The organism is Aliivibrio fischeri (assembly GCA_038993745.2).
Taxonomy (GTDB): domain Bacteria; phylum Pseudomonadota; class Gammaproteobacteria; order Enterobacterales; family Vibrionaceae; genus Aliivibrio; species Aliivibrio fischeri_B.
In genome coordinates this window covers 1,085,473-1,099,593 of record CP160629.1, presented here as the reverse complement: position 1 = coordinate 1,099,593, position 14,121 = coordinate 1,085,473, and the positions used below count along the sequence as shown (strand labels likewise).

The following is a 14,121-nucleotide window of genomic DNA, read 5'->3' as shown; positions in this document are numbered from 1 at the left end:
GATGAAATCATTTTTTAATTCATTGCTTAACACATTAAAAAAGACATGGTGTTGGAGCTTATTATTAACACTATTTATTGCCTTATTATTGTGTTTATTTGGTAAGCATATTGCGATAGCAAATACCCCATTAATTGAAACGACTACCGGGAAAACATTAACAATTATCATTTGCTTACTACTATGGGGAGCATTCAATCTGACTTTGTGGGGCTTAGCAAAGCGAGAAGCACAAAAAGAAGAAAATAAAGAAGCGTATGAAGCTGCGCAATCTGAAATGGCTTTTATTCGTGAACACAGCACCATTCTAAAAACAAAACTTGAAGCTGCAATTGCAACAATCAAGCGTGCTGGACTATATGGAAAACTCAATAATAACGTTAAATATCAACTTCCTTGGTATATGGTTATTGGCCCACAAAATAGTGGTAAAACAACCCTTTTAGAGTGTTCAGGATTAGATTTCCCTTTAAACCAAACTGATGGGCATTACACAAGAGACATTCAAAATAGCCAACATTGTGAATGGTATTTTGCTAACCATGCCGTTCTTTTAGATGCTGCAGGACGCTTTTTTGATCAACATGAAAATGAGTTAAGTAAACCAATTTGGGGCAATTTTTTAAAAGCTCTACGCAATAAGCGTCGCCGTCGCCCATTAAATGGGGTCATACTAACTATTGATATCACAACATTACAATCTCCAGATGAAAGCGCAATCGAAGTTCAAGCTCGCTATGTACGTGAACGCTTACAAGAGTTAAGACATGATTTAAGCTCAGATATGCCTATCTATTTCTTATTAACGAAAATGGATAAAGTCGAGGGATTCGAACCTTTCTTCTCTTCCCTATCCAGAGAAGAAATGGACCAAGTTTTTGGCGTCACTTTTAACGAAGGTGAAGGCCAGCAAGCCGATAAAATTAAACATGAGTTCGAAAAGCTCATTTTACGTATCGATTCACAAGTCATGTCACGCTTACACGATGAGCGTGATGTGATGAAACGTGCAGAACTATTACAATTCCCACGCCAATTAAGCTTCCTTGCTGAACGCTTAGCGTTATTTTCTGAATTAGCCTTTACTAAAACCCGTTATCACCAAGCCTCTCATTTACGTGGTTTATACCTAACGTCAGTACCCGAACCAACAAATACCCAGACTGAATCAACCACGTCAGGTATTGGGCAAAACCTTGGTATCAGCTCTCGAGTTCTTCCTACTTATAAACATCAACGTGGGTTCTTTATTCGAAAATTACTTGAAGACGTGATTTTTCCAAACAGTGAACTCGCTACATTGGATGAAAAATATGAGAAACAAGTAAAACTGAAAAACATGGCGGTCTATGCAGCCTCTTTTGCTCTTGTGATTGGGTTTGGTTCATTATGGGCAACCAGCTTTTTAACCAATCATCATAAACAACAAGAGTTATTGTCTCTTTCTGGCGATTATAATCAACAGATTGTCCATTTATCCCCTTTAGCTCCTTCTATTGAATTACTGCCAACATTAAATACTTTATTAGCAGCAACTCAAGTGTATTCAAAAGAGAGTGAAACCCTCACAGATGAGTTTGCGGGACTCCAACAAGGAGATAAATTACGAAAGGCAGCAGAAGCCGCATACCACAGAAGTTTACTCAGTTTACTGCTTCCTAAAGTAACAAGTGAACTCGAATACCAAGTGGCAAACAATCAAGATAATAGAGAATTCTTAACGCCTTCTTTACGTGCATATTTGATGCTAAATCTACATGAGCACCTTGATAAAGCTTATCTAGAACAATGGATGGGGTTGCATTGGTCGTATTTATACAGTGGTTCAGCAACAGAGCAGAAAGAGCTGCAAAATCACTTTTCAAATTTATTAGCTATTGAATTTGATCCTGTTCAACTAAACGATAATTTAATCGCTAAATCTCGTAAATTTTTACGTGAAGCAAATACATCAGAATTGGTTTACCAACAACTGAAACAAGATGCAAAAGAGATGGATCTGCGCGATATAAAAATCAGTGATCATTTAGGACCAAACCAAAACTTATTCATCCACACCAATACCATTATTCCTGGTTTATATACGCAAAAAGGATATAAAGCTGTCTTTTTAAGCAAAGGATTAGACCAAGTAAAACAACTGATTGAAGAAAACTGGGTTATTGGGCTATCAAGTGATTTAAGTGCTAATGAGATCCGTGGACTATACGCAGATGTCGAAGACCTATATTTTCATGATTACATTAAATATTGGAAAGAAGCGGTAGATCAACTTCAAATTAAACCATCTAAAAATATGGATGAAGCCATTCTTCAAATTTCAAATATTACCGGTTCAAGCCAACCAATTTTAAAACTTTTAAACCTAGTAAAAGAAAATACAACCTTTGTTGATAAGGCTCAAGTGGCTTCAAAAACTGCAGGTCAGGTTAAGAAACTACCTGTAAATACGAAACTGAAGAAAGTCGCCTCTCTGGGCTTACACAGTGTCGAAGAACGCTCTCAAAGTGCGAGAAAAGCGGTAAGCAATCAATTTGAACCACTGAACCTATTACTCACAGATAAAGATCAAGCAACGATTCCATTAGAAGATGCACTAGTTGTGATCAACGAATTGAGTGGACGATTATCTATGGTGAAGTTCTCACCTAACCCTGATTCATCAGCCTTTAAGATTGCTCGCGATCGCATGCAAGGAATACCAAATGAGTTAAATGATATACGTGTAATGGCAGAAACGCTTCCCCAACCATTACAGCAATGGTGGAAACAAATATCAAATAACGCTTGGGGTATTATACTGAACCATTCAAGAAAACATGTACAAATGGTTTACCATGATAAAGTCGTTACTCATTACGATGTCGCTTTATCAGGTCGATACCCATTTAGAAACAGTAGTCATGATGTAAACATTGCTGACTTTGATGAATTCTTCCAGAACGGCGGTATTTTAGACAATTTCTTTGACGCCTATTTATCCTCATTTGTTTATAAACAAAAGGGAAATTCAAACAAAAGTCCTTACACGGACGTTCATTAGGGCTATCTGATTCATTCTTAGACCAATATAACTATGGGTTAACTATCCAACGTATGTTTTATGGTTCAAAAGGAAAAGAAGCCAACGTCTCGTTCCGTATTGCGCCATTTGAACTTGATGCAAGCGCTTTGCAATCCACTTTCTATTACGGAAAAAACAAATTTGCTTACCGTCATGGTCCAATACAGAAAAAACAATTTACGTGGCCAATAACCAACCAGCGTCAATACGTCAGTTTTGTTTTACAAGATCTAAGTGGCTCTAAAGTCGTAAACCAACAAAACTCAGGTCCTTGGGCTTTCTTCCGAGTATTAGACAAATTCAGAGTCAATAAATACCGAGGTCAAGATGTCATAAAAGTAGATCTGGAAAATAAAGGAATGAAAGCCAAATACCTTATTTATAGTGATCGAACCCCTAATCCTTTTAATAGAAAAATATTAACGAATTTCTATCTTCCAAAAAGGATTAATGGATGAGCCAACAATTTCAAACGGCCCATTTTTCAGAAGAAGGCAAGGTAAGAGATAAAAACGAAGATGCGATTTTATCTTTTACCGAGCAAGGAATCTGGATAATAGCAGATGGCATGGGTGGATATGAGTATGGTGAAATTGCGAGTGGAATGATTGTGGATGCCTTCCACTCAGAATTATTGTACGGCAGCCTAGATCAAAAAATTGATAAAGCAAAGAGAATGCTTTTAAAAGTGAATCACCATTTAAGTCAAGAAAAGACATTATCTCATAGTGCTGTTATTGGCAGCACTGTATGCATGTTAATTGCTCATAATGGTCATATCGCCTGTTTATGGGCAGGTGATTCTCGATGTTATTTGTTTCGTCATAATAAGCTATACCAGATATCGAAAGATCACACCCGTGAACAAAATGGGAAAGAGGCACTCACACAGGCCATAGGAATGGGCCACAATTTGTCAATTGAACATTGCATTATTCCATTACAACATAAAGATACTTTTCTTCTATCCAGTGATGGCGTACATAAATACTTATCAAACAATATGATTGAAGCATGTATGGCTCTCCCAAGTGCTCTCAAAGGCTGCTATCACTTAAAAGAACAAGTATTACTAACAGAAGCAAATGATAATTTATCTGCCATTATGATTAAGGCCAACAGATGACTGATATCAATATAGATCACTTTATTGCCGATGACTCTGATGAATTAAATACAGAATCAACGCGAAAGGAAGGAAATACTCTCCCTCTTCCAAAAGTCATTAATGAGCGTTATAAAATTAAACGAGTTCTTGGTGTTGGTGGTATGGGTATTGTGTACCAAGTTGATGATTTATTGCTAAAAAGCATAGGGCTGAATAATTATCATATGGCAATAAAAGTACTAAATAGTGAAGCCTCACATTTTGCTGATGCCGATTTGTTACTTGTGAATGAATATATTCAATCTAGTCATTTACATCATCCCAATATTGTATCAGTACAACACTTGGCGGTATGTAATGAGTCACAACGGGGTTTTCTTATTATGCCGGTTATTAAAGGTGAACTACTCTCTCTATTATTAGATTCACCTTTTGAAAACATTCCCATTGATGCGAGATTGAAATACGCATATAGCTTAATTAATTGCATACACCATTGCCATAAAAGAGGCGTGATCCATGGTGATTTAAAACCTGGAAATATCCTTATTTCTGATAGTAATGAATTATTTTTATTCGATTTTAGTATCAGCCGAAACCTAGACCCTGAAAAAAACAAATTCACGATAAACTTTAACCAAGTTCATGCTTGGAGTGGCGACTATGCCGCTCCAGAAGTATTGCAAGGCAATGCGCCAACAATAAAAAGTGACTTATATTCAGTAGCTATTTTGCTCTATAAATTGCTTTTAAGAGTTCACCCTTACCAGCTGAATGAAGAAGAACCAAAGCAAAGAACAAAAGAAGAGCAAAAATTACATCACATATTATTACAAGCTATGAGGCCTGTACCAAGTGAACGCCAATTAAACTTTAAAGCTCTATTAAATATCTTTAAGGAAATGAAAAATCATCAAATAGACAATCACACTCCTATAATGAAGAAAGTAACATCTATTTTTTCAAAAAAATAATCATGCTATTTGATCCATTTCACTGGATGGAAAACAAGATATTTGATTTCGACCAGCAGTTTTTGATTCATATAAGGCAAGATCGGCACGCTTGTAAGTTGCCTCTCCACAATCACAAATATCAGTTACACCGCCACTAACGGTTACAGATTGTGAACCATCAGCAAGATGAATAGCAACCCTTAAGCGATTTAAAATCACTTCAGCTTCTTTCAAACTTGTATTTGGAAGTAAAATAGCAAATTCTTCTCCGCCAATTCTTGCTACAAAATCAATACTTCGACTTTCTGTTTGCAAAATTCTAGCGACATTTTTAATAACTTTGTCGCCGACATCATGTCCGTATTGATCATTAATACGTTTAAAATAATCGATATCAATGATAGCCAAACAAGACATTTTTACTTCAGGCGTTAAACGCTGCTTATTTGTTAATTTTGAAAACTCTGCTTCAAACTTTCTTCTATTCCAGCACTGAGTCAACATGTCTTTTTCACTCAACTCTCTTAAGCAGTTTTCTAATTCTTTTCGAGCAGTAATATCAACAAATGAAGCAATAAAGTATTGAGCCTTACCATTTATACCCATGATCGCTTGAATTCGTAATATCTCAGTAATTAAGGTTCCATCTTTTCTTTTATTAACAACTTCACCTTCCCAACTCTGATTTTCTTGAATTGTTTGCCACATTTCAGCATAAAATGCATCACTATGAACACCAGATTGAAAGATTGAAGGACATTGCCCGATCACTTCAGATTCTTTCCACCCACTAACTCGAGTAAACTCGTCATTTACCTTGATGATGCGGTTGTTCTTATCTGTGATCACAATCGAAGACATACCATTCAAGGCAGCTAAAGCTAATTGACTTTCAAGGCTAGTTGTTCGATGTTTTACGATATATCGAGAAATAATAACGGATAAGATAACAAGTAAGATAATAGCCATTATTGTTTCATAAAGAATAAATGCTAATTTATGATCTGTACCAGAAGAATCTACTTTAATATTACTTGTTAATAGTAAATAAAGTTCGCTTCCTTCAAATCCATTACCTAATGCTATTTTATTAAATGCATAAAAATGTTTCTTATCTTTGAAATTATGGATGTTACGATCTTCCATCGCTCTCCATAAATTAGGGTTTTCAATCAATAAATTAAAACTATCTCTTTCTTCTATAAGATTACCTAACATCTTTTCTTTATTTTTTGATGCTAGGTAATACCCCTCCAGGTCAACAAATTCTAGGTTATAATGACTATCGATCGAATAATCGATCTCTTCAATTATTTCGTAAACATCTAAATTAAAAACCAGATACCCTTTTCGCTCATCAGCCACTTCTACAGGGGTAAAAATACGTAATGTTGGTTGAAGAGGTATAACTACTTTTCCATTTTCTACTTCAAGATCAATACCAAAAGTACCAACCTCTTCCGCCTTTAATGTTTGTGCATATAGAAAATAGTTACGCTTAGACTTATCTTGTAATTGGTAAATAGGGGTAACTTTTATTTCACCATTAATATCATCAACCCGAGATTGCTCTATACCATTGGTATCAATAAAACGCACTTGTGAGATATATGAATAGTTAGTTGCAGTTAATGCCCATAGAGATTCAAGTAATGCTCTATTTTTTAAAGATGGTGATTGGATAAACTGCAATAATGCACGACTGTCTGACAATAATCGTAATGAAGTAGATAACTCTGAAGAGATTTCATTGATGGCATTTTGACTATAATTTAGCTGATGCTTAGCCTCAGTCTCTCTTAAAGATTGAATGGCGTTCAGCTCTGTTTGATATAGTGTCCAAAAATAAAAAATCGGAGTAGCTCCGATTAATATAAATGTAACGATAAAATATTTTATTTGCTTGAGATTCATGTAACCTAATAAATAACTAATTTTTTCATGGGTATTTTATCAAATATAGAAAATAAATTAGTGATCGCACTCTAATAGTTTAGATGAATAACTCAATTAATGGCGCCGTTATATTGACGACAATTATGTATCCAGACTAATTAATTAAACCTATAACCATTCAGCTTAAATATAATTAACAATTATCTAGAAATCATAATTTAGGCTGATTGTACTATATATTTCATCGTGTTCTTTACCTGTCGCCACAACACTATTGTATATATACTCAGCATCAATCAACAAAGACAAGCTTTCCATTAATTTATTTTTTAAATAAACATGAGTCGTTGTTGTTGTATTTGATTCACCATAATCCATACGAACACCACCACCAAGCTCTAAACCATCAGTGATTTTGCTGTCCCCTTCAATAAACAAGTTTGCGATGACTTCATCTTCCGAATTGTTTGGTAAATCTTCATCAAAAGCTTGTCGTTTAGAATAACGATAACCCGGACCAGCCCCTACATCTAATTTTGAGTTTGATGAATCAATTAACGTTGCACCAAAACCACTAACTAATAACACTTGTTCACGATAAGTCGCAAATTGGTCATGTTCATACTTAGCATTACCAAATACAAACAATGAATCTGTCATGTCATATTTTACATCATAAACTGTTTTATTTTTGTTTGTACCATCGTCACTCTCATTACCTTTTGTGTAGTAAGTTGAGAAGGCCGCTTTATGGTGCCACAGTGCTTCTTCATACTTTAGAGTCGCTCCTGAATTAACCGACATTGAGGTTTCGTCTGTTTTGGTATAGATAAAACCGATCTTTGCATCTCCACTAAACGCCCCATCATCAGCTGATGGTTCTACTGCTAAAGATGAAAAACTCAACAAGCTTAATGATGAGATAAATAATGCAGTTGCGGTTAACTGTGACATGAATTTCCTCTATACAATAATTAAAGTGCTGTAATTATAACCAAGAGAATTCCATTTATCGGCTAAAGTACTGTTAGATCTCAAAATCGAGACTGTGTCTTTTTTTCAATGATTCCTAAACATACTCTAAGCGTTTATTTATTAATCACTTAGTTTGTTTTTATTTATTTCTACTTGCAATCTCACCGTGCATGTTGAATAATCCTCTCGTTCCTAGGAACAACAGAATCTATGGAGGCCCTGGTCCTCCCGCAACACTAACTCGTGAACTCGGTCAGGCCGGAAGGGAGCAGCCGCAGCGGGCGACGTGTGTGCCGGGATGTGGCTGGGGCTTCCACCCATCTAGCGTTTGCAAATTCCAATACTTCTCTACGATTTCCTTTAGCCTTACTTCATTTTTTGTTCTTAATAAAAAAATGGGCAAGAAATAATTATTTCCCACCCACTTAGTTTTATGATGTTTTAAGTACTTTAATCAACCCTAAAAGTAGCCAATTGTTGCTGTTGTTTTTCAGCTAGCTCTGATAGGTGTGTACTTGTCACTGTTGCTTCTTCAATGCCTGCGACATTTTGGTTCGTAATGTCTCTAATTGTTGTAATATTCTCGCTAATTTCAACCATAGTACGTGACTGTTCAGAAACCGCCGTTGCTACTTCAGCATTCGATTGTGATAACTCATCCATCGCTTCATTCATTGACGACAATTGATCGCGTGACTTTAATACTGATGCTGCAGTTTCATCAATCATAGATAAACAACGTTGCATATTTTGCTGAGCATCTGTCGATTTACTTTGCAGTTGTTCAATAATTCGTTGAATGGTTTCCGTTGAGTCTTGTGTTCTTGTTGCTAGTACTCGAACTTCATCAGCAACGACAGCAAAACCACGCCCCATTTCACCAGCTCGAGCTGCTTCAATTGCAGCATTAAGTGCAAGTAAGTTAGTTTGCTCAGAAATATTCTGAATCACGGCAATAACATTACCAATTTGCTCACATTCTTTATTTAGATGCTCAACCACTAAAGACGTATCATTTAATTGCTCTTGCAAAGCACTAGCGCGATCACCATTTTCACGTGAAGAACGCATCTCTAAGCGACATAACTCTTGTACACCCCCATTCTTGTTTCCGCCGCTTTCGCTGATGCTTCAACTTGATTTGCTGATGCCGATAGTTCTGTAATTGCTGCAGCAATCATGCTCACTTGATCATTTTGAACACTACTGTTTTCTGCACTTAATTCCATAACTGAACGTAATTGTAATGATGCAGATGCCAATTCTTGACCATGTGAGTTTAGGTCTTTAATTGTTCCTCTTAGCGTATTAATCGTTATATCGGTATTCTCGCCAAGCTGAGAAACTTCATTCTCACCTTTTAAATTGGTATGAAAGATCAAATTACGTTCAGCTAAACCACGAATAACACTTTGTACTGAATTTAATTGAGTAATAATGATACGGGTTAAAATAGTAACTAGAATAGAAGCCAATACAGCACCAATTAATAAACCAACAATGTTGACAACAATACTATTTTCGGCATTTTCTATTGTATTATTAAAGTTCTTTTCTAAGTACTTTTTACTGCTTGCAACTGAATTATCAATTAGTTCTCGAGCAACACTTCTAATTTCAGCACGCTTAGCTTGGTATCCAACCCAACGCGACGTAATACTTTCTAACGTTGTTAGCTCTTTGCGCCATACATCAAGAAATTCAGTCTGTAATTTCTTTAGAGCTGGGCCCTTATACATTGGTTCAATCAATTCTTCCATTTGGTCTAGCAATGCATGAAGCTCATCACCATCTTCTTGTAGACGCAAATAGAACACTCCTGAAGATTTATATCCAATCCCTTCAGAGATAACCGATAGCTTATTACGAATAATAGGCCATTCATCCGCATTTGATGGATGATGATTTTCGTCTAAATTTTCCAAATATGGAGCTAACCACGGTAAGACATTTAAAAATATATTATGTCCATCTACTTTTTCATCAATCATCTTTTTTGAAATAGAATGAAATTCATCAAAAGATTGAGAAATTCTTTCTAAATCATTTAGATCCTGACGAGTTAACTCTCCCATGTTTCTTAAACGACTAATCACTTTATCTTTATCTTCTAAGATCTTAGGATAAGCTTGGTTATATTCATTTTGTCCTCGTACTGGATCAAACATCTCACTGCGAATTGCAGCCGTTCTTAATCTCGAAAACAAATTATCCAGTTCAATGTAATCCTCAGAAATAGAATTACTCACCATTGAAGACATAATATTATTTTCTGTGCGAATAAGGTTTGTATGCAAAAATGTAGCACTACAAAAGAATATTATGAAGGTTCCAATAAATGGAACCATTAGCTGATAACGTAGCTGTAAAGAATTACGATAATATTGAAGGAGCAAACCCATTTATATACCTTATAAAAGCAAGTTCATTCATAAACTCAACCATGAAGAATGAATACTAATAACTAAAACGCTTCCCTTAACTAATTAACGTTATCGCGCTTTTTTAGGTGTTATACCGTGGGTTAAAAAGTAAAAAAATAGGCTCTTTAAATAAAACGATAATTAATTTAAATAATGAAAATTATCTAAATTATTATAGCTAAAGCGTATACCTTAAATCAGATTAAACATAAAAACACAAAGAAAAACCATTAGATTCAACAGCTTAAAGCCGCATGTAAAATTTAATAAATAAATGAAAAATAATGATTATTACTAACAATAAGTAATGTTAACCAGATAGGTACATGGTAAACAAGTAACCTTGATACAAAAACAAATGTAACCTTGTTTACTTACATTAGTTTTATTGCGAGTCGCTTTGTAATTTATAAATCATTCTTAGCAGAATTTTTTTTATATCCTAATCTTATTTCACATCAATTAAAAAGTAATTGATGATTTTTGAATTACCTTTAAGGATATGAAATGGAACATTCAAATTTAAGAAAAAAACATAATTATAAATTTACTATCTCAACCCTAACCCTTTCTTGTTTAATGGCATTTAATGCTCAAGCGGCCGTTGATTGCTCACTACTGGAGGCTTGGGATGCTGGGAAGGTGTACAATGGTGGAGAAGAAGTAAAACAAGGTACTAATGCCTATAAAGCCAAATATTGGACTCAAAATAATGACCCCGCGACCGCTGGTGAATGGGGTGCATGGCAAGATCTCGGAGTATGTTCAGGAGAAGTACCAAATGAAGCGCCAACGGTAGACCTAACATCTCCTAGTGCAACGGAACAACTCACTACAGGTGACCTTGTCACGTTAACAGCATCAGCGGCTGATAGCGATGGCAATATAGTTCGCGTCGACTTCTCTGTTGATGGTGTCGTAATTAGCTCAGTAACAGCCTCGCCATACTCTACTACATGGACAGCTCTTGAAGGCAATCATACAATTAGTGCGCAATCTTATGATGATAAAGGTGCACAAAGTACAGTAAGCTCTGTTGCAATTAATGTGACAAATACTCCTACTGACAATATCGCACCAACAGCAACATTAAGCTTATCTGCAACAAATGTTGAACTTGGTTCTGTCGTTACACTAACAGCAGATGCCGCAGACTCAGATGGCACAGTAGATAAAGTTGATTTTTATGTCGATAACACTCTTGTTGGCACAGCTGCAACAGCACCTTATACCCTTCAATACACTACAACGGCTGTAGGTTCTCTTTCTGTCTATGCTAAAGCGACAGACAATTTAGGCGCAACCGCAAATTCAGCTTCCGCTAATTTAACGGTTACAAGTTCATTGCCAGTTGCAGATAACTGTCGTCCTGATGGTTTATATCAAACAGAAGGTGTAACAGTGCCTTACTGTACTATCTATGATAAAGAAGGCCGTGAGAAAATGGGGGCTGATCACCCTCGTCGTGTAATCGGTTACTTTACAAGTTGGCGTGATGGCGGCGACGAACAAAATAGTTACTTAGTAAAAGATATCCCTTGGGAGCAGCTAACCCATATTAACTACGCTTTCGTAAGCATTGGTTCAGATGGAAAAGTGAATGTCGGTGATGTTACCGATCCAAATAATGCTGCAACTGGTAAAGAGTGGGCAGGCGTTGAAATTGATCCTGCACTTGGATTTAAAGGCCATTTTGGTGCACTAGCGACAGCTAAAGCAAAACATGGAGTTAAAACATTAATCTCTATTGGTGGCTGGGCTGAAACTGGTGGTCACTTCGGTGCTGATGGTAACCGTGTTGCAGATGGTGGTTTTTATACCATGACAACCAATGCAGATGGCAGCATCAACCACGCAGCTATCGAAAAATTTGCAGTATCAGCCGTTGAAATGATGCGTAAGTACAAATTTGATGGCTTAGACATCGATTATGAATACCCTACGTCAATGGCTGGTGCCGGTAACCCTGATGATAAAGAATTCATGGAACCTCGTCGCCAATACCTGTGGGCATCGTATCAAGTACTGATGAAAACATTACGTGAAAAACTTGATGTTGCATCTGCACAAGATGATATTCACTACATGCTAACTATCGCAGCTCCATCATCTGGCTATTTATTACGTGGCATGGAAACATTTGATGTTACGCAGTACTTAGATTATGTAAATATCATGTCATATGACTTACACGGCGCATGGAACGACCATGTTGGTCACAATGCCGCTCTATATGATACAGGTAAAGATTCTGAACTAGCCCAATGGAATGTTTATGGCACTGAAGCTTACGGTGGTATCGGCTATCTAAATACCGATTGGGCTTACCATTACTTCCGCGGTTCAATGCCGGCAGGTCGTATCAATATTGGTGTCCCTTATTATACTCGTGGCTGGCAAGGCGTAACTGGCGGTGAAAATGGCTTATGGGGTCGAGCTCCGCTTCCAGATCAAGCTAAATGTGAACCAGGTACTGGTGAAGGTGAGAAAAACAATTGTGGTTACGGTGCTCTAGGTATCGATAACATGTGGCATGATAAGAACTCATATGGCCAAGAAATGGGCGCAGGTTCTAACCCTATGTGGCATGCTAAAAACCTACAAGAAGGTATCTTTGGCTCTTACGCAAATATCTATGGTTTAGATCCAGCAAATGACCCAGCAGATCAATTAGTAGGCACTTATACTCGCCACTATGACAGTGTTGCTGTTGCGCCATGGTTATGGAACGCCGAGAAAAAAGTATTCTTATCAACAGAAGATAAAGACTCTATCAATGTAAAAGCGGACTACGTTATCGACCAAGAGATTGGTGGCATCATGTTCTGGGAACTGGCTGGGGATTACAGCTGTTACGTACTGGATGCAAATGGTAATCGTACTTCTGTAGATGCAACTGAAGCGGCTTGTCAAACAGGTAATGGTGAATACCATATGGGTAACACCATGACTAAAGCGATTTATGAGAAATTTAAATCAGCAACACCATATGGCAACACCGTAGCTACAGGAGCTATTCCAACAGAAACGGTTGATATTGCTGTAAACGTAGGTGGCTTTAAAGTGGGTGATCAAAACTACCCAATTAATCCAAAAGTGACCTTCACAAACAACACCGGTCAAGATATTCCTGGAGGAACTGAATTCCAATTCGATATTCCAGTATCAGCTCCTGATAATGCGAAAGATCAATCTGGTGGCGGTTTACAAGTCATTGCTTCTGGTCATACTCGTCCAAATAATATTGGTGGTTTAGATGGAACAATGCACCGTGTTGCTTTCACTCTTCCAGCATGGAAAGCACTACCAGCAGGCGGCGTGTATGAATTGGATATGGTTTACTATCTACCAATTTCTGGCCCTGCAAACTATACAGTCAATATCAACAACGTTGATTATGCCTTCAAGTTTGAGCAACCAGATTTACCTCTAGCGGATTTAAACTCTGGTGGTAACAATGGTGGTGGTAATGGCGGTACACCTGATGTGGGCTGTGATGCTACAGGACTTGTTACTTATCCAGATCTTCCACAAAAAGATTGGGCAGGTAACCCTAGCCACGCAAACACTGGAGATCAAGTGGTTCACAATAACGTTATTTACCAAGCAAATTGGTGGACAGCAGCAGAGCCAGGTAGTGACGGCAGTTGGACTAAAGTGTGTAACTTATAATTAATGATTAACGATACCTAATAAAAA

9 protein-coding genes and 1 other RNA gene are annotated in these 14,121 nt (G+C 36.9%); 6 read left to right on the top strand and 4 right to left on the bottom strand.

Annotated features, from left to right (window positions below):
- Position 1: 1 nt before the first annotated feature.
- Genes tssM through AAFX60_005360 form a run of 4 tightly spaced genes read left to right on the top strand, consistent with a single transcriptional unit; the run spans position 2 to position 5,146 of the window.
- Complete coding sequence (gene tssM / locus AAFX60_005375) at positions 2-3,043, top strand: type VI secretion system membrane subunit TssM (GenBank protein XDF78569.1); 3,042 nt, start codon at positions 2-4, stop codon at positions 3,041-3,043.
- Between the two features lie 53 nt (positions 3,044-3,096).
- Positions 3,097-3,522 (top strand): type VI secretion IcmF C-terminal domain-containing protein, encoded by a 426-nt coding sequence (locus AAFX60_005370; GenBank protein XDF78568.1) that lies wholly within the window; start codon positions 3,097-3,099, stop codon positions 3,520-3,522.
- Complete coding sequence (locus AAFX60_005365) at positions 3,519-4,190, top strand: PP2C family serine/threonine-protein phosphatase (protein ID XDF78567.1); 672 nt, start codon at positions 3,519-3,521, stop codon at positions 4,188-4,190. The genes AAFX60_005370 and AAFX60_005365 overlap by 4 nt, the downstream gene beginning before the upstream one ends.
- Complete coding sequence (locus tag AAFX60_005360; GenBank protein XDF78566.1) at positions 4,187-5,146, top strand: serine/threonine-protein kinase; 960 nt, start codon at positions 4,187-4,189, stop codon at positions 5,144-5,146. The genes AAFX60_005365 and AAFX60_005360 overlap by 4 nt, the downstream gene beginning before the upstream one ends.
- Here AAFX60_005360 and AAFX60_005355 read toward each other — a convergent pair whose 3' ends face one another.
- Positions 5,147-7,042: a sensor domain-containing diguanylate cyclase gene (locus AAFX60_005355; protein XDF78565.1), complete on the bottom strand. Its 1,896-nt coding sequence runs from the start codon at positions 7,040-7,042 to the stop codon at positions 5,147-5,149.
- Positions 7,043-7,228: 186 nt separating this feature from the next.
- Positions 7,229-7,978 (bottom strand): DUF481 domain-containing protein, encoded by a 750-nt coding sequence (locus tag AAFX60_005350; GenBank protein XDF78564.1) that lies wholly within the window; start codon positions 7,976-7,978, stop codon positions 7,229-7,231.
- 238 nt (positions 7,979-8,216) lie between these two features.
- Between AAFX60_005350 and ffs the strand changes: the two genes are divergently transcribed.
- Positions 8,217-8,312, top strand: an RNA gene (gene ffs, locus AAFX60_005345) — signal recognition particle sRNA small type.
- Positions 8,313-8,449: 137 nt separating this feature from the next.
- Here ffs and AAFX60_005340 read toward each other — a convergent pair.
- Both AAFX60_005340 and AAFX60_005335 read right to left on the bottom strand, forming a co-directional pair.
- Complete coding sequence (locus AAFX60_005340) at positions 8,450-9,070, bottom strand: methyl-accepting chemotaxis protein (GenBank protein ID XDF78563.1); 621 nt, start codon at positions 9,068-9,070, stop codon at positions 8,450-8,452.
- Between the two features lie 2 nt (positions 9,071-9,072).
- Positions 9,073-10,401, bottom strand: coding sequence for a methyl-accepting chemotaxis protein (locus tag AAFX60_005335; GenBank protein ID XDF78562.1), 1,329 nt, complete (start codon positions 10,399-10,401; stop codon positions 9,073-9,075).
- Between the two features lie 528 nt (positions 10,402-10,929).
- On the opposite strand from AAFX60_005335, the gene AAFX60_005330 reads away from it, so the two are divergent.
- A complete protein-coding gene (locus AAFX60_005330) occupies positions 10,930-14,094 on the top strand; it encodes a glycosyl hydrolase family 18 protein (protein ID XDF78561.1) in 3,165 nt (1,054 codons plus the stop codon).
- The last annotated feature ends 27 nt before the right edge of the window (positions 14,095-14,121 follow it).